Below are 23,287 nucleotides of genomic sequence, written 5' to 3'. Positions count from 1 at the left end.
AAGGAGCCGCCGGAACTACATGCGTGCGAATCTTCGATTCGCTCAGCAGTACGCGCTACCGTCGCGCCGCGTCGAACAACCGGCGTCTTAAAACCTTGCCAGCCATTTTTTTGTCGGCGCGAGCTGAAAGGGGAGTCAGGTCTAACTGTTGCCGTCTTTGCTACCCACATGCACAACCACCCAGCAGCCTGCATTCTAATGAACATAGTTAATCAACCATGACCCCTACCCAACCCATCCTGCCAGCCGAACAGATTCTCGCCGGCGACGTCCCACTGATGAGCCAGCCCGTGCTGCGGCCGCCGGCCGACATCTTCGCCCGCCGCGCCGCGCGGCTGCGGCAATTGGCCGATGGCCATGCCATGGCCGGCTTCCTGCGGCTGTGCGCCGCCATCTGCGAGCAGCAACAGGCGCTGCACGACGCGTCCCGGCTCGATCCGCGGGCCGCGCTGGAAAAACTGGCCCAGGCGCTGGCGCCGCAGCTGCCCTCCCCCGTCCTGACCAGTCTGGATGCCCTGCTGGCGCTGGATGCCGCCGCGCTCAGCCGGCTGGCTGAGCGTCTGCTCAACGGCGACTATCCGGCGGAGGGCCCCTTGTTCGCCGCTCTGCCGCTGCTGGGCGCCGCCCTGCAGGCCCAAGCCACCCGCAGCATCCGCCAGCGGCCGCTGCCCGAGCCGCAAAGCCAGGAAGCGCGCTGCCCGTGCTGCGGCGGCCTGCCGTTGGCCTCACAGCTGCTGCGCGGCGACAGCGGCCACGCCCAGCGCTATGTGGTGTGCTCGATGTGCAGCCATGCCTGGCCGGTGGGCCGGGTGCGCTGCCTGTCCTGCGGCAACAGCCGCGATCTCAGCTATTACTCGTTAGCGGCGCAGGACCACGTTCCCGCCGCGCCCGACCACCAGCAGCCACACCAGGAGCGCGGCGCGCGAGAAGTTGAGGCCTGCGGCGAGTGCCATGCCGCGCTCAAGCAGATCTCCCTGCTGCTGGACGCCGACGCGGAGGCCGGCGCCGATGATTTGGCCAGCCTGGCGCTTGACCTGCTGGCCGGCGAAGCGGGCTATGCCCGGCTGGGCTTCAATCCCTTGTTTCTGCCCGGCGCGAACTAGCAACACTTGAGCGGGCGCGGCCGGCGAGCGATACTTGCCGGCAAACCGCTTTTCTATCGCAATGGACGCCCGCATGACCCACCGCATCGTATTCGTCGAGGACGACGCCGACCTGGCCGAACTGATCAGAGACTTTCTGGATCGCCACGAAATGGACGTAGTGATCGAACCTCGCGGCGACACCGCGCTGGACACCATCGCCCGCGAGCAACCCGATATGGTGCTGCTGGACATCATGCTGCCCGGCAAGGACGGCCTGACCATTTGCCGCGAGCTGCGGCCCAAATTCGACGGCCCCATCATCATGCTGACCTCGCTGGACAGCGATATGAACCAGATCCTGGGCCTGGAACTGGGCGCCAACGACTACATCCTCAAAACCACGCCGCCCTCGGTGCTGGTGGCCCGCCTGCGCGCGCAATTGCGCAATATGCGCCCGGCGCAGCCCGCCGCCGAGGCCGCGCCGGCAAAGTCCTCGCGCAAAGCGGTGTTCGGCCAGCTGTCCATCGACCCGGTCAGCCGCGACGTGACCTTGTGCGGCGAAAAAATTCCGCTGTCCACCTCGGACTTCGACCTGCTGTGGCTGCTGGCCAGCCACGCCGGCGAAACGCTGAACCGCGACCTGCTGCTGAAAGAAATGCGCGGCGTCGATTACGACGGCCTGGACCGCAGCATAGACGTGGCCATTTCGCGGCTGCGCAAAAAGCTGGGCGACAACCCCAGCGAGCCGTTCCGCATCAAGACCGTGCGCAACCGCGGCTATCTGTTCTCGCTGTCCGGCTGGGAGTAAGTCCGGATGCGCCGCCTGTTCATCCAGTTCTACCTGCTGTTGATGTCCTGCTTCCTGGTGGCGGTCATCATGGTCGGCATGGTGTACAAGCAAGCCTCCAGCGAACCGGGCGAGCGTTATCTGTCCGACCTGCTGCGCACCACGCTGTCGCTGATCGAGGCCGATCTGCGCGGCGTGCCGGAAGACCGCTGGAGCGAAACGCTGGCCAATTCCGATTACGGCTTCACCTTCCGCGTCAAGGTGGAGAAGATGAGCAACTACATCCTGGACGAGGAATCCAAGCAGGCGCTGGACCGCGGCGAGATCGTCATGCTGGAGGACAAGTATCTGTTCCTGCAAAAGCTGCAGGACAGCAACTACCTGCTGGTGGCCGGCCCCTTGCGCTATCTGTTCTTCCTGCACCAGCTCAAGTGGGTGGACTATGCCCTGCTCGGCCTGCTGGGGCTGTCGCTGGCGATTCCGGTGTTTCTATGGATGCGGCCGCACTGGCGCGATCTGGTGGCGCTGGAAAGAGCGTCTGGCCGGCTGGCCAGCGGCGATCTGAATGCCCGCGTCAGCCTGCCGCCGCACTCCGGCGTGCAACATCTGGGCATCGCCTTCAACCATATGGCGGACAATATCGCGACGCTGATCAACAGCAAGAAAACGCTGACCAACGCCGTGGCTCATGAACTGCGCACGCCGCTGGCCCGGCTGCGCTATCGCTTGGCCTTGCTGGAGGGCGACGAGGATTCTCCGGAACGCCAGGCGATAGAACGCGACCTCACCGCCATCGACAAACTGGTGGAAGAGCTGCTGTTCCACGCCCGTCTGGATCGCCCCGAAGCGCCGCTGAAGCCGGTCAGCTTCAACGCCATTCCCTGGGCGCGAGACCGCATCGCCGGCCAGGCGGCGCTGGCGCAGGAAATCCACTGGATCGAGCCTATCGGCGAGGAGCTTCTCATCACCGCCGACGAGCACTTGATCACCCGCGCGCTGGACAATCTGCTGTCCAATGCCCGCCGCCATGCCGCCTCCATCGTCGCCACCCATATCTTGATCGACAAGCAGCAGTTCTGCATCATCGTCGACGACGACGGCCCCGGCATTCCGGAAGAGGACCGCGAGCGGGTATTCGACCCCTTCGTCCGGCTGGATGAAAGCCGCGGCCGCAAAACCGGCGGCCATGGCTTGGGCCTCGCCATCGTCGCCGGCATCGCCCGCGCCCACCGCGGCGCAGTCCGCGTGGAAAGTTCGCCTATGGGCGGCGCCCGCTTCCTTTTCAGTTGGCCCGCCGCTTGATGTACATTTTGTAACATTGAGATACAAGCCCCCCCTAGACGCTTATGTCTTGCCAACGCTAGCATCACGGCCTGAATAAGGACTTTTTCGGGTCCGTTCAACCCAAATCGCAAGAAACTTAGGAGTTTCGTAAATGAAAAAGCTGGCTCTGCTCGCCCTGACCGCTGCTTTCAGCCTGGTGTCCGCCAATGGCTTCGCCGCTGAAAAAGCTACCGCTTCCGCCCCGGCCATCCACAAGGCCAAGAAAGTTGAAAAGAAAAAAGTAGCTTCCAAGGCTCAAGCCGCCAAGGCCGACGCTTCCGCTCCGGTAGCCAAGAAGGCTCACAAGCACCACGCCAAGAAGGCTGTAGCCTCCAAGGCTCAAGCTGCCAAGGCTGACGCTTCCGCTCCGGTAGCCAAGAAGGCTCACAAGCACGCCGCCAAGAAGGCTGTAGCCTCCAAGGCTCAAGCTGCCAAGGCTGACGCATCCGCTCCGAAGGCCAAGAAGGCCAAGAAGCAAGCCGCCAAGAAGGCTGTAGCCTCCAAGGCTCAAGCCGCCAAGGCCGACGCCTCCGCTCCGAAGGCCAAGAAGGCCAAGAAGCACGCTTCCAAGAAGGCTGTAGCTTCCAAGGCTCAAGCTGCCAAGGCTGACGCTTCCGCTCCGGTAGCCAAGAAGGCTCACAAGCACCACGCCAAGAAGCACGCTGCCAAGAAGGCTGAAGCTTCCAAGGCTCAAGCCGCCAAGGCTGACGCTTCCGCCCCGGCCGCCAAGAAGGCCAAGAAGCACGCCGCCAAGAAGGCCGTAGCTTCCAAGGCTCAAGCTGCCAAGGCTGACGCCTCCGCTCCGGTAGCCAAGAAGGCTCACAAGCACCACGCCAAGAAGCACGCCAAGAAAGCTGAAGCCTCCAAGGCTCAAGCCGCCAAGGCCGACGCTTCCGCTCCGGTAGCCAAGAAGGCTCACAAGCACGCTGCCAAGAAGGCCGTTGCTTCCAAGGCTCAAGCCGCCAAAGCCGACGCTTCCGCTCCGGCCAAGAAGGCTCACAAAAAGCACGCTGCCAAGAAGGCCGCCGCTTCCGCTGCCAAGTAATTCAGGCAACGGCGCCGCGGCTTTTTAGCTAGCGGCGTTGCATCATCGAACGGGGCGCATTGCGCCCCGTCGTCATTTCAGGTGCCCCATCATGAAACTGTCTCGCCTCGCGCTTTGCCTCTCGCTGATTCCCGCCCTCCTCCACGCCGCGCCCCTGAGCCGCGAACATAAAATCCTGTTCTTCGGCAAAGACGACCGCGTGCTGGTGCAGCCCGATCATTTGCCCTGGCAGGCCGTCGGCCAGCTGCAAACGCGCTCGCGCAATATCTGCACCGGCACCCTGGTGTCGCCCAATGTGGTGCTGACGGCGGGACATTGCTTTCTGAACGATCAAGGCCGCATGGACAAGGCCGTCAGCTTCACGGTGGGGCTGTGGGGCGCCGAATACGAGGACCGCAGCCAGATCGCCGAGGTTTACGTGGACCGCGCCTTTCTCAAAGGGCTGCTCCGGCGCAAGGATGGCATCTATATCCCGCCCGAGATCGCGCCGCGCGATTTCGCCTTTGTGCGCCTGAAAACGCCGCTGGGCAAACAGCAGGGGTATATCCCGGTTTTCGACGGCAACCGCGAGCAATTGAAAAAGCTGCTGACCGAGAAAAAATGGACCGTGACCCTGGGCGGCTATCCGGTGGACGACCAGCGCCACCTGCGCGTCCACAATAATTGCAAAGCCACCGGCCTGCACGGCGATGGCCGCCTGACCCATCATTGCGATTCGCTGGAAGGCAATAGCGGCTCGCCGATCTTTGTCTTCGACGCCAAGGGCCAGGCCAGCATTGTCGCGGTGCAAAGCTCTGCGCCGCCGGCATCGCGCCGCAAGCGCGAAGACAATATCAGCGTCTCCGCGCCGATATTCAGCCAGGCCCTGCGCGACTTCATCCAGCGCGCCAAAGCGGCTGAAACCCGATAAAAAAACAGCCCTGCCGAAAGCCATCGACAGGGCTGCATCCTTATCCGAACCGCCCCTCTAGCCGGCCAGCGCCTCGCGCTGCGCCTGCAACAGCTCGGCAATGCCCTTGCGCGCCAGCGCCAGCATGGCGGCCATTTCCTCCTCGCTGAACGGTTCGCCTTCGGCGGTGCCCTGCACCTCGATGAAGCGGCCGCTGCCGGTCATCACCACATTCATATCGGTTTCGCAGCCGGAATCCTCCGGGTAGTCCAGGTCCAGCACCGGCTTGCCCTGGTAAACGCCCACCGACACCGCGGCCACCTGATCGCGCAAGGGGCTGGCTTGCAGCTTGCCCGCGCGGATCAGGCCGCCGATGGCATCCGCCAAGGCCACATAAGCGCCGGTGATGCTGGCGGTGCGCGTGCCGCCATCCGCCTGGATCACATCGCAGTCGATGACGATCTGCCGCTCGCCCAGCTTGGCCAGATCCACCACCGCGCGCAAGGAGCGGCCGATCAGCCGCTGGATTTCCTGGGTGCGGCCAGTCTGCTTGCCGGCCGCCGATTCGCGCTTCATCCGGCTGCCGGTGGAGCGCGGCAGCATGCCGTATTCGGCGGTGACCCAGCCTTGGCCCTTGCCCTTGAGGAAGGATGGCACGGTTTCCTCTACGCTGGCGGTGCAAATCACCTTGGTGTCGCCAAACTCCACCAGCACCGAACCTTCGGCATGCTTGGTGTAAGAACGGGTCAGACGCACGACGCGCATGGCGTCGAGATCGCGTTGGGAGGGTCTCATGGCATTCCTGAACGGGAGAAAAAAGATGGGGCCGATTATACCCCGGCGCTTAGGCATTCTTGGCGGGAACCTGGCTGGCCAAGATTTCCTGATGCATGATTTCCAGATTGGATTCCAAAATCAGCCTGCCGCCTTTATGCGGGGGCGTCACCTCGGTGTCCAGCACATCGCCGCGCTCGCTGGACGCCGCCGCCTCATCCAGCAAGGTCACGCCGATGGCCGTGAGATTGTCACCCCCGGCGCCGGCCCGCCTTTCCGCCACATTGATCAGCGCCGGCAGCACCTGATTGACATGCCGGCCGGCGAACACTTTCTCCATCTCGCCATCCAGCACCTGCGACCATAAACCATCGGTGCACAACAGGATGGAACAGCCCGGCCCGATCTGCTGCCGCTCTCCGATATCGATATCCGGATCGCTGGACGCACCCAGGCAGTTGTAAATCTTGTTCCGCTCCGGATGGGTCTTGGCGCCCTCTTCGGTCAACAAGCCCTGGTCGATCAGCCGCTGCACCTGAGAGTGGTCGCGCGAACGCACCCGCAGGCCCTGTTCATCGAGCAGATACAGGCGGGAGTCGCCTACATGGCACCAGTACAGGCTGTCTTCCTGCAGAATGGCCACCACCACCGTGGTGCTGGGCACATCCGGCAGCCTGTGATCGGCCGCGTATTCCAATATCACTTGATGGACCGAGCTGATCGCATTGACCAGGAAGCGGTTGGGATGGCTCAGAATCGGCGTCGCCTGCTGGTAGAACAGCTCGCAGATCAGGTCCACCGTGATCTGCGCCGCCACTTCGCCGCGCAAATGACCGCCCATGCCATCGGCCACCACCAGCATCACCGCCTCGCGAGTATGGGCGATGGCGTAGCGGTCTTGATTGTAGCTGCGCCCCCCCACCCTGCTTTCCTGAAAGATAGCCAGTTTCATTCCGCCCCCTCGCGATGCCGGCCGCCTCTCAGCCCCTTGATCCAGCCCACCAGCTTGCTGCCCTCCAAGCCTTCCGGCTTTTCGGGTTTGCTGTATTCGGTTTGCTGCAGGCATTTTTGCACCTCCAGCACCGTGGCGGGCCGCTCGTCCGGGGACAAGGACAGACAACGATCGCATAACTCGGTCAATTCGGCCGAATAGTGATGCCTAAACACTTTGCAGGCCGGCGCCAAGGCATCTTGCGCCAGCCGGTCTTTTGCGTTTTGCGGCGTTTCGCCGCCCATGCAGACATAGAGACAGGCGCCGATGGCATAGATATCGGTCCACGGCCCCAGCGGCCTGTCGTGCTCGTATTGCTCGGGCGCGGCGAAGCCCGGCGTGTACATGGCGGCGAAATGCGTATCCCGGCGCGACAGCGTTTGCCTGGCCGCGCCGAAGTCCAGCAGCAAGGGCACGCCGTTGCGGCGCAGATAAATATTGGCCGGCTTGATGTCCAGATGCAGCAAGCGCTGGCTATGCACCTCGCGCAAGCCGGACAGCAAAGCCGCGAACCAGTTGCGGATGCGCCTCTCCTCCATCCGCCCTCCCGCCAGCTCCAGCTCGCGCCCCAGCGAGCGGCCGTCGGCGTACTCCATCACCATATACACCGTATGATTGGCGCGGAAGAAGTTGCTCACCCTTACCACGGTGGGATGGGAAATGCCGGACAGCACCCGGCCTTCTTCAAAAAAACATTTCAGCCCAAGATTGAAAGCATCGCGGTCCACATCGTGCGACACCACCACCTCGCCTTCCTTATTGCGCTCCGCCAGATTGCGAGGCAGATATTCCTTGATGGCGAACTTGCGATCGGCATCATCCAGCGCCAAATAAACCACGCTGAAGCCGCCAACCGACAATTGGCGGACAATGGTGTACTCGGCTAGCCGGTAGCCGGCCGGCAACGCGGTTTGCTGGCTGGATTGAGTCATTGAATGGCAGTTGTTATAGTGTCCACTGGCCCTGAATTGAGCTTAGCAAAGCAATTCGGGCCCGGCATTTGAAAATGGATACGAATCAGGAGCCCCCATGATACTGAGCATGACCGGCTTTGCCGCCGCCACCCGGGAATTCCCCGGTGGCATGTTGAGCCTGGAGGTGCGCGCCGTCAATCACCGTTATCTGGATGTGCAGATGCGGCTGCCGGAAGAATTGCGCATCATTGAACCGCAACTGCGCGAACAGATCGCCGCCAAAGTCACCCGCGGCAAGCTGGAATGCCGCGTCGGCCTGAACCAGCTGGACAGCACGGCCCCGACCCTGGAGTTGAACCAGGCCTTTTTGACACGCCTGATGGAAGTGTCGCGCGAAGTGCAACAACAATGCGGCGGCAACCACGGCCTGTCCGTCGGCGAACTGATGCGCTGGCCCGGCGTGCTGAAAAGCAATGAGTTGGCGCCGGAAGTGCTGCACCAGCTGTGTCTGGACGCGCTGCGAACCGCCCTGGGCGATTTCAACGCCTCTCGCGGCCGCGAAGGCGAAAAGCTGAAGGCGGTGCTGATCGAGCGCATCGAGGGCATGGAAACCATCGTCGCCGCGATCAAGCCCAAGCTGCCGCAGATTCTGGACAACTATATGGCCAAGCTGTCCGGCCGCCTGCAAGAAGCGCTGGGCAATGTCGACGACGACCGCCTGAAGCAGGAGTTCGCCCTGTTCGCGCAGAAGATAGACGTGGATGAAGAACTGTCGCGCCTGAGCACCCACCTGAGCGAGGTGCGCCGCATCCTCAAGTCCGGCGGCCAATCTGGCAAGCGTCTGGACTTCCTGATGCAAGAACTGAACCGCGAAGCCAACACACTGGGCTCCAAATCGGTCTCCACCGAAACCACCCAGGCCTCGGTGGAACTGAAGGTGCTGATCGAGCAGATGCGGGAACAGATTCAAAACATCGAGTAATCTTTCACGACGCGTCACCACGTGTCAAAAAATCCACAAAGTCCTGTTCTGCAGGGCTTTTTTCATGTCACCACGTATCACCCCACACCAACAAAGCGCATAATTACCGTGTACATACAGGTGTACATACAGGCCTTCCCAGTCAGTTGAGTATGTACACGGCCCTATCCGCTGTTTAGATTTTTGAGGATTGAACAGCCACGCGGGGTTCTCCGGCCTACTCTGTGTTTGAGGTACGCGACATGGCCAAGCTGACCGACATGCAAATCCGGGCCTGGATCAAGGCCGGTGAACACTTCGAAGCCCGCGCCGATGGCGATGGCCTCTATCTCTGCTTCCCCTCGCGCTACTCCGTCCCGTTCTGGCGCTTCCGTTACAAGTTCTCTGGCAAGGCTCGCGCCGTGGTGATTGGCTCGTACAGCGAACTATCTCTGGCCAAGGCCCGAGAAACCGCCAGAGAGATGGCCGCCCGCGTGGCGCTGGGCTACGATGTAGCCGGCGAGAAGCAGGAGCGCAAGGCCGCGGCGCTTGCCAGAATCGAGGAAGAGAAGAACGCCATCACCATGCTGGCGCTGGCGAACGAGTACTACGAGCGGATGATCCTTGGCCGCTGGAAGCACCCTGATATCGTGCGGCGCCGGATCGACAAGGACATCGCCCCGATGCTGGGCAAGATGAAGGTGGAGGACATCAAGCCCCGCCACATCGACGACATGCTGCAGAGCATCGTCAAGCGCGGCGCGCCATCGATTGCCAACGATGTATTGCGCTGGATAAGGCGCATGCTCGACTACGCTATCAAGCGCCACATCATCGAAATCAACCCGGCCAGCGCCTTTGACGTGGGCGATGCGGGCGGCAAGGAAGAAGCCCGCGACCGTGCCTTGAGCCGCGACGAACTGGCCAAGCTATTCTCCGCCATGAGGCTGGCCAAGGGCTTCAGCGTAGAGAATGACCTCTCCATTCGCCTGCTGTTGCTGCTGTGCGTCCGCAAGATGGAGCTGTGCGCCGCGCGCAAGGAAGAGTTCGACTTGCCAGCAAGCATCTGGCACCTGCCCGGCGAGCGCAGCAAAACCGGCAAGCCTATCGACATCCCCCTGCCCGCCCTGGCCGTAGAATGGCTGCAGCAGCTGTTCGACCTGGCCGGCCCCAGCGGCTGGCTGCTGCCGGCGCGCAAGATGCAGCACCGCATGGTGCCGCACATCCACGAGGGCACCATTGGCACCGCCCTGGGCAAGGTCAAGCCGCACATGCCGGACGTGGCGGACTTCACCATCCACGACCTGCGCCGTACCGCGCGCACCCACCTTGCAGAGCTGGGCATTGATCCCGTGGTAGCGGAGCGCTGCCTCAATCACAAAATCCCCGGCGTGGAAGGGGTTTACAACCGACATGATTATTTCAACGAGCGCCGCGACGCCTTGAATAAATGGGCCGGACTGCTCAATGCACTGGATAAGGGCGAAGCCTACAACGTGACACCGATTGCCAAGGGCCGGAAGAAAACGGCCTGACACCAGCTTTGCCGAGCCTAGATCGGCCAATCGAAAAGCGGGAAACCCTGCCCGCCTGGCGCGGCAATCCATTCAGGGAGTACCGCCAGGGAGGCGTCATGAAGAAAACCGCTGGAGCCGAGGAGTTAACAAAGTACCGGGAGACAGAGGGTGGGCTTTATCTACTGAGGGCATATGCCGCGCGCCGAGAGACGGATAAGTCAGAGAGCGCGGCGCGTTTACAAGCAGTAATAGCGGAAATTACCCCCGAACCAGGCGGAAGCATAGCTATTGATGTTTTCGAACGGCTTCACGCCGAGATGGTCAGGCTGATGATTCTGGACGAGTTGGACCCGTTAATCAAAGACCTCATTAAGGTGATATCCAATCAAGGTCTATCGGGCAGTGACTTGTTTACAGAACTTAGAGCAGCTCTGAGGTTCGGGAAAGGACACACGCCATCTGACGCCCAAACAAGAGAGAAGGTGCGCAAGATTCAAGCAGCGTGGGTGCAAAGTTACATAAAAATGGAGGAAACTGGCATTTATGAAACTGAGCATGCCATAGCGAAGCGCATAGCACCAGAAAACGGGTTTAGTGTGGCATCAGCAAAAAATTATCTCAACAAGTTAATGGAAGACCCGATTCAAGAGCGCTGGATTGAGCAAATCATAGAGCGCGCCCTCATAGTGAAAGCAGTTCGTGGCATCAGTAAAAAAGCTGCTCGCCCGTCGCGAGTGACGGGGAAGACAAAGCCACCCAGCTGGAAGTGATTTTTACAGAGCCAATATACTGCGCCTGTTAACTTTTCTGAATAGGTTAGTGATGTCACCAACAGCCATATAAGGCAAAGACATGGCAACACTACCCAAACAACCCCACTACGGCGCACTGCCCGTCACTGGTTTCATTCGACTGGCCGACCTGCGCAAAATCCTTCCTGTGTCTGACTCCACAATTTGGCGCCGCGTCCGTGCTGGCACCATGCCCGCGCCAGTAAAACTCTCCGAGAAGGTAACGGCGTGGCGCGTGGAGGAAATCCGAGCATTTCTTGACCAGCTGGGCCAAGCGGCTTAAGGGGGCGGACGATGGAAAACAAAAACGCCCGCCCCGCCGCAGCAGAAACGAGCGCCAACCACACCGCCGATATTAACGACACCAGCACCACGCTGCAATGCGCGAGGCTGCTGGAAGCGTTAAAAACCGGCACTGTCACCACATTTCGCGCGCGCACGGAGCTGAATATCTTGCACCCCGGCGGGCGCATCATGGATTTACGCCATGCTGGCAATCTGATTCGCACGCGGCTTATCACGATTTTTGACGAGCACGGCCGCCGCCATTCGCGCATTGCCGAGTACAGCTTAATTGCACTCGCCAGGAAGGAGGCCGCATGAGCAAGTCCATCGTCGTGCATGCGGAGTTTGCCGGCGTGCAGCTGGAGGGCGTCATTAGCGACGGCGTGGCCTACGTCGCCATGCTTCCGATTGTCGAAGGTATGGGCCTGTCTTGGGCGCGGCAGTATCGCAAGTTGATGAGCGACCCGGTTCTTTGTTCAATCGTTGCCCAGATGGCAATGGTTGGCGCAGACGGAAAGCAACGTCAAATGCTCTGCCTGCCGGCGGAGTATTTGCAAGGCTGGCTGTTCAAGGTAAACCCGGACAAGGTCAAGGCCGGCGTCCGCGACAAGGTGATTCACTACCAGCGCGAATGTTTCAGGGTGCTGAATCAGGCATTCACCCAAGGCCAAGCGAAGACGGATTACCGCGTGCTAGCTGTGGATAGCAAGCGCGCAGCCGGCCGCCTGATGACGGATGTCATGCGTGACGTGATGCTGCTAGATGGCAAGACGCCCAAGCGGCACCACTTCATGAACGAGCACTGCCTGCTGAATTGGTGCGTGACAGGCAACTTTGCCCGCCTGGACGAGAGCGGGCTAAATGCCGACCAGCTCGCTTTGCTGGCCGATCTGCGCCGCCGTGATGCGGTACTGATCGCCAGGGGGCTGGACTACAGCGAGCGCAAAGCCGCGTTGCAGGTATTTGCCAGCGAGCAGCGCCAGCGCCTGGCTATCCCGGCCAACGATGCCGGGAGACTGTCCGCATGACGCCGGCCACACCCCACCGCAAAGTCGGCTAATCCGCCGCATATCCGCAGACGAGGACGGGCCAGCCTCATGGGCGCGGCCTGCCTCATGCCAAGGGGGATGAATGCCTGCGTACCTGAGCGCGCACGCCATCAACGGCAAGCGACCCAATCAGAACCTGCAGACCATCGCTGCGCATAACACGCGCAGCATCGCAGCCGAGCTGCGGGGCGGGCCTGGGGCCAGGATTGACCCGGCGCGCGTACACCTGAATCGCGTAATAGCTGGGCCGGAAACTGCGGAGGAAATCGTGGCATCACATGCGCGCATTCTCGAAATGTTTGGCGCCCAGCCCAAGCGCAAAGATCAGATCGTCTTGCTTGAGGTTGTCGTTGATCCAAAGCAGCCACTTGAGGACCCCGTGGCCTTTTTCGAGGCGACCAAGGACTGGCTTGTGTCCTGGTACGACTGCCCGTTGCTGCATGCCGTAGTGCATTTTGACGAGGCCGAACTGCATGCGCACTACTTGTTCGTCCCGATCCGCGATGGGCGCCTGCAAGGCGATGTTGTTATGGGAAAGCGGCCAGACATGGCACGCATGCAGCGCGATTTCCAGGCTGCCGTTTGCAAGCGCTTCGGGATCGACCCACCGGCCAAGATGCCGGCGGCAGAGCGCAAAAGCGCAGCGCGGCAGATCGTTGATGCTGTCATCCGCCAGGGCGCGAGGCTAAGCGCCGACCAAAAACACCAGCTGGGCAAAGCGCTGCAAGTCGCGCCAGATTTTCAGAGCCTAGCGATGGCATTTGGGGTCGCCATCTCGACACCGGCAATCCCTATAGGGGTTGACGATGCGGACAAGGAGGCCGCCTAAAATCGCGACCCCTACCTTTAGTGTAGGGGTTGCCTCAGCCCACCATCTCGAAGGGGTGGCGCAAGCAGCCAAAATCAGCCGGCCACCAACTGAAGACGCAGCGGAATGCCCAGGGCCGCGTGCCTGCCACAAGCAGGTGCGGCCCGTCAGGATTGATTAAGTACGAAAACAACCCCATGCGATGCCACTCTGATGGCCAACGCACGATACCCAGGGATTTCGAACACAAACCCCATGCAATGAAAACTAACCCTATGAACGCCCTGCGGCCTGCTGGTGTTGGAAAACCCAGCAAACCATTGCCCAGCAAGGATTGCAGCCATCCCAACCACCGCAATAGCCGTTATTCAAAATCAACCCCACGCAATGCCAGGAACACTGTTCCGAAAAAGGGTGAAATTTACGGGCATCGCTCGGAATATTGATCCTCATTGCGCTGAAAACCCCTTGCTTGTCGAAAACAATCCCATGCAATCCCTGTTTAGCCGGCTGAAAACGGGCAACTGGTGGACGAATTTTCCCGCCGATCTGGCAGGCCAGCCCTGCCCAGCTACCCGCCGTGTCCGGTCGAATTGCTGGAACTGGACGTCGCGGCGGTTGATCTGGACTGGCCGCGAGGTGAAATCTGACGATGATGACGCAGAAAGCCACGCCACATGCCCTTTGCCGCCCTAGATGGCGCAAGGGGTACGTTAAATCTTCTGCGCGGCGTGGCAGCACCTTAAAACGCCAGCAATCGGCATCAGCAAAACAGGCAGTCATGCCTTGGTGACATAAGATACTGATCTACTAGGGAAAACTAGGGGCAAATCTACTGGGAAATCATAAGGTTTCGCGCAAAGCAGACCACGCGGCTACTACAGAAAAATATAGTGAATGCTTCAGAAAACTTCAGTTTGACGGACACGGCGGCAGCCACCACATCCCTAAGAAATCCTAAGGCGGCATGCGACAGCCTCAGAACTAAGCAAGCCGCCGGTTAGGTGGCTTTTTGCTGCTTCTAGACGCAGTTTTACCGGTTATCTTGCAAGATTAATTTATTTTAATGTTGCAAAATTAACCATGCCAAAACCTCACCCTCCATGTGTCACCTGCCTAGATTCGTAAAGTCTACACGCCATTCGAGACCCCAACTTTGGCCGTACGACATGCCTGAAATGAAAGAAGCCCGCCTAGTAGCGGGCCGTCTTGGTGGGTACGTTTTTACGCAGTCAGTGGCGTAATCTCTTGGCTGATCTTTGTTTCCAGCGCGCCAGCAGCTTGCTTGAGCTCATAGACTGTCTGCAGGTTCAGCCAGCTTTGTGCGTCGCCACCAAAGTAGCGAGCCAGCCGCATGGCGGTATCAACTGTTATGCCGCGGCGCCCGCGGACAATATCATTTACCCGAGATGCTGGGATATGCAGCGCCAAGGACAACGCATGCGGTGTCATGTTCAGCGGAGTCAGATAGTCTTCACGTAAAATTTCGCCCGGATGGATGGGGCGCATACCGTTCTTGATGGTCATGGCGAACCCTCCTCAATGGTAGTCAACAATTTCAACATCAAACGCATCACCGTCTTCAAAGCGAAAACAGATACGCCACTGATCGTTGATGCGAATGCTGAATTGCCCCTCTCGGTCACCCTTCAAGGCTTCCAGCCGATTGCCAGGCGGAGAGCGCAGGAAGCCCACCGTACAGGCAGAGGCAATCATCTGCAATTTCCGTTCAGCCACTGCCCGAATGTTGGCCAAAGAAGGAACGGACTCACCAGCAAATAAGGCCTGAGTATCGATGCATCTAAACGATCTGATCATGCCGTGCAGTATATACCGTTTACCGGTAAACGGGAAGCTTATTGAGACATAGTGACACGCGAAGCCACATGCGTAGCGCATCACAGTAGCTTGAACGGTTCCCATATCCGGGAACACTTACCAAAAGCGGGAAGCCTGTACGTGCAAACACCAGCCGGCCACATAGCCCAGCCGATTGACCTATCATCAGCGGAACGGTATCGCTTCACGTCTAAGTAACTCCACCTTGCAAACACAAAAGTTCGGACCTATAGTCCCGGTGCGCTGGCTCATCCAGCGCCGGGAATGCAAGCCCGAACCATAAGGCGGACAGCCGCCCATGCGGCATTTTTTACGTCCGTACACCGCCACAGGTGCGCCCGTTTTATGGCGGGCCGTGGCAGGGAGCCTTCGGGCTGCGGTTACCTTATGGCCGTCTTGCAAACCCTGCCATGCGCCCGCCACCCCGATGCAAGCGGGGGAGCTGGCCTCAGCTCATAAGGAGGCACACCATGCCAGGCACCAACACGCCCATTTGCGGCGCCCCACGTAATCCAGCAGCCGACATCGCTAATCCACTGACCATTGCAGCAGGCCAAATCGCCTGCGAACGCAGGCTAAAAAGCACCATCTGCGCCGATGATGCGTCTGTCGCGTCATACGGCTATGGCGGCATTGAAGGCGAGCTTGCCTATGCTCTGGCCGCCTCAACCTCTACCAACGTGCGCGAAACCATCGAGGGTTGCCAAGAGCAGCTTTTGCTGCGCCTGGGCTTGACCAGTCGCCAAGGACTGACCATCGAGCAGCAGCGTTTGCGCGGCTGGATTACCGGACTATTCGCGGGGATGTTTTGCGCCGTGGAAGACCTTGAGGAGGACGCGCTATGAACACCGATGGAAACCTTGTTGGCTACCTGGCCCAGAATCTCGCCGCGCTCAGCGCAAATGCACCTTGGAACCATAAAGCCCAATGCGTCGAACCAACCGTGTCAGAGCGCGACGCGGGCATGGCGCTCAGCACCGCTGAACTGGTTCAAGATGATATTGCCAATGCACTGCAAGTCGTTGGTCAGCTATTAGTCAGCTATCCGGACGATATCGGCGACGAGCGCGAACGGCTTCCGCAAGTTGGCAAGCTGTTGCGGGTGCTGGGCGGTACGCTCGACTTGGCAAACGAGGCTGCCGCGCTCGCAACCTCTCAGCTATCCCGCCATTACTGGCTATCCGGTACGAAGCCAGTTGAAGACAGCCAGGCCGAAGAAACGCGGGCTGACATTTATGCAACGGAGACGCTGCGCCAGATTGGTGAAGTAATAGAGCGGCGCGATGCTGAGGCACAGGACCGCCCCGAGGAGGAGCAAACATGAAAGCTCAATTCGACCCAGCCGGCGGCAATGCCTTCCACCCCATTGGCCAATTGATCCGCCCGGACGTGGTACAGGACATGCTGGCCCAGCCAATGACAACGCAGAATCGCATCGTTGGCATGCTTGAGGGCGAGCTAGCCTTTGCACTGGTGGCGGATGAAGCAGACCCATGCGGCACTATCCATAATTGCGCAACGCAGTTGCTCTTGCGCCTGGGCCTGAAAGCCCCAAACCTGACGCCGGATCAAGAACGGTTGTCAGGCTGGGGGATTGGCCTGATGGGCAGCATTGCCGCATCGTTTGATGAGTGCAGCGACGAGCAGCCGCCAACTGCCTGACAGCCGACTGCGCAACCCTGCCACAGCAAAGCCCCCGCCTGGGGGCTTTGGCTTGTCTGCTGCTGGCGTGCGTGGTCTTTGTGTCTCCGGATAAGTGGAAGTACTGATGCCGATATGACGCTCATGTGACTACGGTTAAAGGGTTTCTACGAGCGGAAACAAGCATTGCTTTTGTGGATATCGTGTATATACAATAGGAACACGCATGGCGCACTATGTCTTGTCGCCCAAGATTGAGGCGAAGCTGCGGACCAAGCACAACATCCAACCGCATGAACTGGATGAAGCATTTTTCAACCGTAACGGCCCATACATTGCAGATACACGAGCCGTGCATCAAACTAACCCGCCGACAGAGTGGTTTCTCGCCCGTACGGACACAGGGCGTTTATTGAAAATTGTTGTGGTGTATGACCCGCCACGCGGCACATTCATCAAGACGGCCTTTGAGGCTGCTGCTGCCGATATTGCGACGTACACCGCTGTTACAGGGATCGCAGAGACTCTGCTGTAGGAGAACGAACATGTCAGACCTCGACATTGATGGTGACGTAGATCAATGGGAATCTGGTGAGCTTGGCAGATCGGCAGAACATGCAACGACGGCTAGTGCCCAGCACGCCCAGGACATCGACGATGCACTTGGACTCAAAAGTATTTCCATTCGGCTACAAGCCAATCTGATTGAAGACCTTAAGGTCTTGGCGCGGCTCAGTGGGATTGGCTACCAGCCGCTAGCGCGGCAGATTTTGACCCGCTATGTCAACGACGAGATGCACAAGTTGGCTATTGATCGTGCGACCGAGTTGGCCGCCAAGCGTAGCTAACTAGCAATCCATAAACCCGCCACCCGGCGGGTTTTTTTGTGTCTTTCCTTCGAGGTTCTGAATCTGCCAACATGCTGCAATCCGGCTACGTCCACCACCGCGCCGACTCAGTACGAACAGACCGAAATGGCCTGAACGGGGCGAATCACCCCAAACAGGGTGAAACACCCTGAATGAGCAACGAGGGTGCGGCGCCGGGCCGGGCCTCAAAACCACCACATGCAATCGCCAGGTCAGATAATGCAGTGGGTGCATTGCAACGTAACAGGAGCAATAATTAAATCGAAGCCACATTCGGGAGAACGAAATGCTCCATTGGTTCCAATTCACACTGACCATACTATCGGCCGGCAGTGGGCTTTGGGCCGCGTGGCTCTGGAGAGAAGCTAGCAAATGCGCTCCTCGCCCGATTCTTGATGAAGGAGGTAGACTCCCCCCAGAGGCTGACATGGAGCAATCGGTATGGATATCGGCGCTTTTGGAAGTCGGTCCCCGTGCAGCCAAACTGAACCAAACGGCAGCCCAGTGGACCGCCATAGCCGTCTTGGCCGGATCATTCGCTAACCTGATGGGGCTTTTTTGATGGGAATGCAATCCTCAACCGTGGAGGTGTGAGATAGCCTCCTTGCAGGTAGCACTCCGTTTTAACGTGTACACATGGGTGTACACAACGCAAAACATCGAATAGCTCGATACATTACTGACAAGGCTTTCATGCCTCTACTCAATAATCAGATTCAACATCGAGTAATCTTTCACGCCGTGTCAGCGAAACTACAAAAGTCCCGCCAGCCGGGGCTTTTTTATACAATTTTTCGCCTCAATAAAATGCCGCCAGCCCGATCAGGCATGGCGGCATTTGTTTAACTATTACAGCTATCAATACGCCGGAGCCCGCAGATCATGCTCAATAAAGTATTTCTTCCAGAATGGGCTGCCTTCAAGCATTTCATCCAATTTCTTAGACAACAATTCTTTATCTTCATCCATTCCAAGATAAGATCGGCACTCAATGACTTTATACATTGCCAGCGCATGGTCGTTTCTTAACAACAGCACATTACTGAAGGTTTCGAGAGCTCGTTCATATCGGCCATATTTAATATCCGAATTTCTCAAGAAATTCATTTCCAGATTGATATCATAGGCAACAGACTCAATCTGGGCTGGCGTAAAATCCTTTGTCTCTACCACACACTTTTTATACCCAGCCATTCGGATATCGCCTTTAATTTCGCCATTTTTAACAGCCTTGATATACATCTCGCTCCCGGCCAATGGCGTCGCGACATTGATTCTATACCAGTTGGCATCCAGGGTTCTCAGATACTCACGAGTATCATCAATGTCATTCAAGGTCTCTCCAGGCATGCCGATGATAATATTGCAATCCGTATAGATTCCCAAATCGCGACAATCCTCCACCACACGATTCGTAATGGACAGTTTCAGCGGCTTCTTCATAACCTCTTTCAGAACACGCGCGCTTCCAGACTCCACTGCCAGCGTCAACTGCCGCACACCGGTTCGATAAAGCTCTTCCAACATAGGTCTATCCAAAGCGTACAAGGCCAGTGCATTTGGAAAGAAGCAAACAAGATTCAGTTTTTGCGCGATTTTGAGTACGCTAGCCGCCCACTCCTTATCCCACAGAAACATATCATCTTCAATAACCAAGGTATTGGGTAAATACTTATCACACAGATCGGTTAGCTCCCGCTCAATCCGCTCAATTGTAAAGCTTCTCATTTTACGGCCATGCACTGTATGAGCGGCACAGAAGGTGCAATGAAATGGACAACCACGACTGCCCATATAGGTGATGTAATTAGTTCTGTCGCCTATCGACGTGTAGGCCTTGATAGTTGGATTTAGATGGTAATCCTTTAAATCAATACAATCATAATCCAAGTCAGGAATTTCATCCAGATTAGAAATAAAATTGTGCTGATACACGCCTCCCAATACCAAGTTCTTTTTGGTGACCCACTGCATCGAGCTATCGCAGTATGCCTTTTTATCTTTCGCTGCCATCAACTCCGATATAGGCAGTTCCCCTTCACCAAAGCAGAGCGCGTCAAAAGCATCCGCCGCATCTGAAAAAACCTCGCGGTACATCGTCGTAGGCAAATTACCGCCACAAATGCGAAAGGCTTTCGGGAAAATTCGTTTTGATGTCTCAGCCAAAGCCAACAGATTCTCATAGCCTGTTATGAATAGCGAGGAAAACCCAATTACATCCGGATCAAAACCGGACTCTTTTACCGAAGCCAATACCCTATCAAACCAATCATGAAACGAGGGCGCATCCGGATCATCCCAAGTTTTATGTATTTCCGTGTTGAAATCGATTACTCTTACATCTGCATCACACTTACTTTTCAACCACGCGCTGATAGTCAAAACGCCTAAAGGCACATCTGTAATTAGTACTCCATATTTTCTTCCATTGCGATGGGTCCAATACTTGCTATTCGCAGATGGGTTGACGAATGCGTCAAAAGTAATATTCGGAGGAATAATCAACAAACATTTCGAAGACATTTCAACCTCGCTTATTCTCTATTCACATTGATAGTGATCGTATGATTACATCATGCCGGCGCGGAAAGCCTGGTTGACCGCTGGTCCATGCATTGCTATCGGACACCTGCGGCTTTGCTTAAGCTCAATCGTTGCCTATCGCCACACTCTTCTGGCCTACGACGCTCTGCTCTGCCACCACTCTACTATCGCATCCTCCAGGGCAGGCCTGCAGAAACTTTGATGGAAATCGACAAGCTCATAAATAACTTAATACTTTAGCAACAACATTGCAGGCTCTGGCATTGCTTTACTCTTTTCAGCCCCGCCCCACTCTGCCTGTCCTGCACATGATGATGGCCATCCGCAACAGGCGCCAATCCCAGATCGAAGGGATGCATGTTCTCAAGGCTGCCCGCGTTTAGGCATAGACATTAGGATCGAAACGGTGCTGGTGATGGGTGTAGATGCCGCAAACCTTGCCAAAGCAGTGCTTGGCGGTCCGGATATTGAATAATTGATACCGCGTCAGCCACGCTGCTCCTTGCACAATCCGCAAGCCGGACAAGGGGATGGAGAAGCCAATCTCGCCCTTGCGCTTACAGACCGAGCGATCGTAGCGCCTTGAGCTCTCCACCCAGTTTGGCAGAGCACGCTCCAAAATCACGTCTCCGCAATGGCAGCGGGCTCCATGCTTGGGGAAGATCGGCATTTGACCGATCTTGGCGCAATAGCTAACAGGACTGCTCTGTCCTTACGATGCGAGCAGCCGAACTTCCAGCAACATTGCCGGTGTCCAAGCCAAACGCATGCTTAGCCGCACCGGATGCCCCTCACTCTTAGATGGAAGTCGACAAAGCCGAAAACCCGTTGAATGACAATGACTTAACAAAACAATCCTTAACAACGCCAGCAAAGTTTGTGACTTAAGACCGCCAAAATGGCCCCGATAAATAGCTTAAGCAGCGACGATGCCGCGAATCGCTCCAACGGACCGTGAACCTCACGCTGCAGTATGGGAACCATGGCAAGCAATGGGTCGAACAGACCGCATGAAAGGAAGCATCATGAGCATCAGCAGCGTAGGCAGCGGCAACTCCAATTGGCAAACACAGGGCGCCTCGAACTGGCAGCAAAACCAGCAGAATTTCCAGCAGCTGGCTTCGGCACTGCAATCCGGCAACCTCAGCCAAGCCCAAAGCGCCTTCTCCAGTCTGTCCGCCAATCAGCCTAACAGCGGCAATGCTTCCAGCTCGCAGAGCAATAGCAACAATCCATTCGCGCAGCTTGGCCAGGCGCTGCAAAGCGGCAATCTGCAAGCGGCCCAACAGGCATTCCAAACCTTGCAAAGCCAGCACGCCGGCCACCACCATCACCACGGCGGCGGCGGCCAACAACAGAGCGCCGGCAGCTCCGGCAGCGCCTCTTCCAATGTGCTGGGCACCGTAGGCTCCCAAATAGACACCACTGCCTGAAAACCATCCTCTCGGATGATAGGCCCGCGCCATCGCGGGCCTTTTTTTGGCCTAGCGATGCCACTGCGCCACGCCGCCATGGCGAGAGCAGAGCGCCTGATGACGCTTGCGGAAGCTATCGCTGCCATCTCGGCAATGAGCCGTGGCATGAGCAGGTTTGCCGGCGGGGCGCTTGCTCGGGTGGGCACGATCTCCTGCTTGTGTCGCAGGACTATCCTGCGTCGCCAAGTTAGCGCTTCCCGCTACTTTCCTGGCCATCGCGGCCGGAGACGCCACGCTGAAGGCCAGCGCAGCAAAAACCGCCATCTTTCTCATTGCATCCAACATCGAATTCGTTTCCTGGAAAATGCCGGATTCTAGCGCTACCGGCGGAAACGCCTATCCCTGAAAGGTAAAACTTCATCACCCATGCAATCATTGAGGCGACAATGCCACGCCCGTGCTCATTTTCAATCAATTTGTAAGTGAAATATGCCGGATATACTTTATTCCCTAAGAGAAATCGCGGAAAATGAATCTTTAAGCTGATATCTGAAAGACACGCACCATGACTAAAGCCGAACTGATTGCCCTGCTCGCCGACAAGTCCGGCCAGACCAAAGCCGACGTACTGCGCGTACTGGCCGCTTTTGACGAAGTGTTGCTGGACACGCTGGCCAGCAATGGCGAACTCAGCATCGTCGCCGGCAAGTTCAAGGTGAAGGAAAGCGCCGCCCGCACCGGCCGCAACCCCAAGACTGGCGAAACCATCCAGATCGCCGCCAAGCGCAAAGTGGCCTTCGTCGCCAGCAAGCAACTGAAGGATCGCATCGCCTAAGGCTACGCCGCATCCATGAAAAAAGCCGCATCATCGGGATGCGGCTTTTTTATTGTTTAGTTCTGCTGCCAGATCAGTTTGGCGATCGCCGACGAATCCAACTCGCCATCGCCCTGCGCCACCAACTGGTCTATCAATGTCATGGTGCGTTCCGCAGCCGGCAGGCTGATGCCCTGCTCCCGCGCCGTATCCAGCACGATATGCATGTCCTTGGCATGCAGCTTGGCCTTGAATCCCGGCGCGTAATTGTCGTCTATCATCCGCTGGCCATGCACATCCAACACGCGGCTTTGGGCGAAACCTCCCAGCAGGGCGGCACGGACGGGAGCCGGGTCGACATCGCATGCGCGGGCCAGTTTCACGATCTCCGCCACCGCCGCCACCCCCACCGCCACGGCGATCTGATTGCAGGCCTTGGCCACTTGGCCGGCCCCGCTCGCGCCGATATGGGTAATGGTCTGCCCCATGGCCTGCAATGCCGGGCGGGCTTTTTCCAGCGCTTCCGCTTTGCCGCCCGCCATGATGGTGAGCGTGCCGTTGACCGCGCCGACTTCGCCGCCGGACACCGGGCAATCCAGAAAATCGATGCCCTTATCCAGCAACGCCGCCGCGATGCGCCTGGCCCCGTTCGGCGCGATGGTGCTCATATCAACGCACACCAAGCCTGGCTTGGCGCCATGGATCGCGCCCCTCTCGCCGAGCAGCACCGCCTCGACATCCGCGGTATCCGACACATTGGTCACCAGCACCTCTACCTGGGCCGCCAATTCGGCAGGCGTTTCCGCCCAGCGCGCGCCCGCGTCCAAAAGCGGAGCGGCGCTTTCCTTGCGCCTAGCCCAAACGCTGACCTGATGGCCAGCCTCTAGCAGATTGAGGACGCAAGGACGCCCCATGATGCCAAGACCGATATAACCGATATGCATGG

28 protein-coding genes are annotated in these 23,287 nt (G+C 58.2%); 19 read left to right on the top strand and 9 right to left on the bottom strand.

Annotation, left to right across the window (positions count from 1 at the left end):
- Positions 1-218: 218 nt before the first annotated feature.
- The 5 genes from fdhE (at position 219) to NKT35_RS11830 (ending at position 5,150) form a co-directional block, all read left to right on the top strand.
- Positions 219-1,103: a formate dehydrogenase accessory protein FdhE domain-containing protein gene (fdhE, locus tag NKT35_RS11850; RefSeq protein WP_254293151.1), complete on the top strand. Its 885-nt coding sequence runs from the start codon at positions 219-221 to the stop codon at positions 1,101-1,103.
- 73 nt (positions 1,104-1,176) lie between these two features.
- Positions 1,177-1,893 (top strand): two-component system response regulator RstA, encoded by a 717-nt coding sequence (gene rstA, locus NKT35_RS11845; protein WP_254293149.1) that lies wholly within the window; start codon positions 1,177-1,179, stop codon positions 1,891-1,893.
- A 6-nt stretch (positions 1,894-1,899) separates the two neighbouring features.
- A complete protein-coding gene (gene rstB, locus NKT35_RS11840) occupies positions 1,900-3,174 on the top strand; it encodes a two-component system sensor histidine kinase RstB (protein WP_254293147.1) in 1,275 nt (424 codons plus the stop codon).
- Positions 3,175-3,307: 133 nt separating this feature from the next.
- A complete protein-coding gene (locus tag NKT35_RS11835; RefSeq protein WP_254293145.1) occupies positions 3,308-4,240 on the top strand; it encodes a hypothetical protein in 933 nt (310 codons plus the stop codon).
- 91 nt (positions 4,241-4,331) lie between these two features.
- Positions 4,332-5,150: a trypsin-like serine peptidase gene (locus tag NKT35_RS11830; protein ID WP_254293143.1), complete on the top strand. Its 819-nt coding sequence runs from the start codon at positions 4,332-4,334 to the stop codon at positions 5,148-5,150.
- Between the two features lie 57 nt (positions 5,151-5,207).
- Here NKT35_RS11830 and rph read toward each other — a convergent pair whose 3' ends face one another.
- The 3 genes from rph to NKT35_RS11815 are packed head-to-tail and all read right to left on the bottom strand — an operon-like array spanning position 5,208 to position 7,826.
- On the bottom strand, positions 5,208-5,924 hold the full coding sequence (gene rph, locus NKT35_RS11825; RefSeq protein ID WP_305883427.1) for a ribonuclease PH: 717 nt from the start codon (positions 5,922-5,924) through the stop codon (positions 5,208-5,210).
- Between the two features lie 49 nt (positions 5,925-5,973).
- Positions 5,974-6,855 carry a PP2C family protein-serine/threonine phosphatase gene (locus NKT35_RS11820; RefSeq protein WP_254293141.1) on the bottom strand — a complete coding sequence of 294 codons (882 nt, stop codon included), beginning with the start codon at positions 6,853-6,855 and terminating at the stop codon, positions 5,974-5,976.
- A complete protein-coding gene (locus NKT35_RS11815) occupies positions 6,852-7,826 on the bottom strand; it encodes a serine/threonine protein kinase (protein ID WP_254293139.1) in 975 nt (324 codons plus the stop codon). Before NKT35_RS11815 ends, NKT35_RS11820 begins: the two co-directional genes overlap by 4 nt.
- Positions 7,827-7,923: 97 nt before the next feature.
- Between NKT35_RS11815 and NKT35_RS11810 the strand changes: the two genes are divergently transcribed.
- The 7 genes from NKT35_RS11810 to NKT35_RS11780 all read left to right on the top strand — a co-directional run bounded on the left by NKT35_RS11810 (position 7,924) and on the right by NKT35_RS11780 (position 13,240).
- Positions 7,924-8,790 carry a YicC/YloC family endoribonuclease gene (locus NKT35_RS11810; protein WP_254293137.1) on the top strand — a complete coding sequence of 289 codons (867 nt, stop codon included), beginning with the start codon at positions 7,924-7,926 and terminating at the stop codon, positions 8,788-8,790.
- Positions 8,791-9,032: 242 nt separating this feature from the next.
- Positions 9,033-10,304 carry a tyrosine-type recombinase/integrase gene (locus NKT35_RS11805; protein WP_254293135.1) on the top strand — a complete coding sequence of 424 codons (1,272 nt, stop codon included), beginning with the start codon at positions 9,033-9,035 and terminating at the stop codon, positions 10,302-10,304.
- A 98-nt stretch (positions 10,305-10,402) separates the two neighbouring features.
- Positions 10,403-11,056 (top strand): hypothetical protein, encoded by a 654-nt coding sequence (locus tag NKT35_RS11800; protein WP_254293132.1) that lies wholly within the window; start codon positions 10,403-10,405, stop codon positions 11,054-11,056.
- A gap of 82 nt (positions 11,057-11,138) precedes the next feature.
- The gene (locus NKT35_RS11795; protein WP_254293131.1) at positions 11,139-11,360 is read left to right on the top strand and encodes a helix-turn-helix transcriptional regulator; all 222 of its coding nucleotides are present in this window, start codon (positions 11,139-11,141) and stop codon (positions 11,358-11,360) included.
- 11 nt (positions 11,361-11,371) lie between these two features.
- On the top strand, positions 11,372-11,680 hold the full coding sequence (locus NKT35_RS11790) for a helix-turn-helix domain-containing protein (RefSeq protein WP_254293129.1): 309 nt from the start codon (positions 11,372-11,374) through the stop codon (positions 11,678-11,680).
- Positions 11,677-12,390, top strand: coding sequence for a phage antirepressor N-terminal domain-containing protein (locus NKT35_RS11785; RefSeq protein ID WP_254293127.1), 714 nt, complete (start codon positions 11,677-11,679; stop codon positions 12,388-12,390). Before NKT35_RS11790 ends, NKT35_RS11785 begins: the two co-directional genes overlap by 4 nt.
- 103 nt (positions 12,391-12,493) lie before the next feature.
- Complete coding sequence (locus NKT35_RS11780; RefSeq protein ID WP_254293125.1) at positions 12,494-13,240, top strand: plasmid recombination protein; 747 nt, start codon at positions 12,494-12,496, stop codon at positions 13,238-13,240.
- Between the two features lie 1,203 nt (positions 13,241-14,443).
- On the opposite strand, the gene NKT35_RS11775 is transcribed toward NKT35_RS11780, so the two are convergent.
- Both NKT35_RS11775 and NKT35_RS24045 read right to left on the bottom strand, forming a co-directional pair.
- Entirely contained in the window at positions 14,444-14,746 is a 303-nt protein-coding gene (locus tag NKT35_RS11775; RefSeq protein ID WP_254293123.1) for a HigA family addiction module antitoxin, read from the bottom strand.
- A gap of 12 nt (positions 14,747-14,758) precedes the next feature.
- Positions 14,759-15,037, bottom strand: a complete 279-nt coding sequence (locus NKT35_RS24045; protein ID WP_256493448.1) for a type II toxin-antitoxin system RelE/ParE family toxin — start codon at positions 15,035-15,037, stop codon at positions 14,759-14,761.
- 491 nt (positions 15,038-15,528) lie between these two features.
- Here NKT35_RS24045 and NKT35_RS11765 point away from each other — a divergent pair, with 491 nt between their 5' ends.
- From NKT35_RS11765 to NKT35_RS11745, 5 genes are all read left to right on the top strand, one after another.
- On the top strand, positions 15,529-15,903 hold the full coding sequence (locus tag NKT35_RS11765) for a hypothetical protein (RefSeq protein ID WP_254293119.1): 375 nt from the start codon (positions 15,529-15,531) through the stop codon (positions 15,901-15,903).
- Positions 15,900-16,382 carry a hypothetical protein gene (locus NKT35_RS11760; RefSeq protein ID WP_254293117.1) on the top strand — a complete coding sequence of 161 codons (483 nt, stop codon included), beginning with the start codon at positions 15,900-15,902 and terminating at the stop codon, positions 16,380-16,382. The genes NKT35_RS11765 and NKT35_RS11760 overlap by 4 nt, the downstream gene beginning before the upstream one ends.
- Positions 16,379-16,720: a hypothetical protein gene (locus NKT35_RS11755; RefSeq protein ID WP_254293115.1), complete on the top strand. Its 342-nt coding sequence runs from the start codon at positions 16,379-16,381 to the stop codon at positions 16,718-16,720. The genes NKT35_RS11760 and NKT35_RS11755 overlap by 4 nt, the downstream gene beginning before the upstream one ends.
- Positions 16,721-16,925: 205 nt before the next feature.
- Complete coding sequence (locus tag NKT35_RS11750) at positions 16,926-17,234, top strand: BrnT family toxin (protein WP_254293113.1); 309 nt, start codon at positions 16,926-16,928, stop codon at positions 17,232-17,234.
- Between the two features lie 10 nt (positions 17,235-17,244).
- The gene (locus NKT35_RS11745) at positions 17,245-17,547 is read left to right on the top strand and encodes a BrnA antitoxin family protein (RefSeq protein WP_254293111.1); all 303 of its coding nucleotides are present in this window, start codon (positions 17,245-17,247) and stop codon (positions 17,545-17,547) included.
- A gap of 879 nt (positions 17,548-18,426) precedes the next feature.
- Here the strand turns inward: NKT35_RS11745 and NKT35_RS11740 are convergent.
- Both NKT35_RS11740 and NKT35_RS11735 read right to left on the bottom strand, forming a co-directional pair.
- The gene (locus NKT35_RS11740) at positions 18,427-20,091 is read right to left on the bottom strand and encodes a B12-binding domain-containing radical SAM protein (RefSeq protein ID WP_254293109.1); all 1,665 of its coding nucleotides are present in this window, start codon (positions 20,089-20,091) and stop codon (positions 18,427-18,429) included.
- Between the two features lie 400 nt (positions 20,092-20,491).
- A complete protein-coding gene (locus NKT35_RS11735; protein WP_254293107.1) occupies positions 20,492-20,782 on the bottom strand; it encodes a GFA family protein in 291 nt (96 codons plus the stop codon).
- Positions 20,783-21,137: 355 nt separating this feature from the next.
- Between NKT35_RS11735 and NKT35_RS11730 the strand changes: the two genes are divergently transcribed.
- Complete coding sequence (locus tag NKT35_RS11730) at positions 21,138-21,545, top strand: hypothetical protein (RefSeq protein WP_254301327.1); 408 nt, start codon at positions 21,138-21,140, stop codon at positions 21,543-21,545.
- Between the two features lie 51 nt (positions 21,546-21,596).
- On the opposite strand, the gene NKT35_RS24180 is transcribed toward NKT35_RS11730, so the two are convergent.
- The gene (locus tag NKT35_RS24180; protein WP_505190942.1) at positions 21,597-21,803 is read right to left on the bottom strand and encodes a DUF3761 domain-containing protein; all 207 of its coding nucleotides are present in this window, start codon (positions 21,801-21,803) and stop codon (positions 21,597-21,599) included.
- Between the two features lie 289 nt (positions 21,804-22,092).
- Between NKT35_RS24180 and NKT35_RS11725 the strand changes: the two genes are divergently transcribed.
- Positions 22,093-22,362: an HU family DNA-binding protein gene (locus NKT35_RS11725; protein ID WP_254301326.1), complete on the top strand. Its 270-nt coding sequence runs from the start codon at positions 22,093-22,095 to the stop codon at positions 22,360-22,362.
- Between the two features lie 56 nt (positions 22,363-22,418).
- Here NKT35_RS11725 and NKT35_RS11720 read toward each other — a convergent pair whose 3' ends face one another.
- A complete protein-coding gene (locus NKT35_RS11720) occupies positions 22,419-23,285 on the bottom strand; it encodes an NAD(P)-dependent oxidoreductase (protein ID WP_254301325.1) in 867 nt (288 codons plus the stop codon).
- Positions 23,286-23,287: the final 2 nt, after the last annotated feature.

Source organism: Chromobacterium sp. IIBBL 290-4 (assembly GCF_024207115.1).
Taxonomy (GTDB): Bacteria; Pseudomonadota; Gammaproteobacteria; order Burkholderiales; family Chromobacteriaceae; genus Chromobacterium.
Note: the sequence above shows the minus strand (reverse complement) of the source record. Positions and strands in the feature narration are given on the sequence as shown.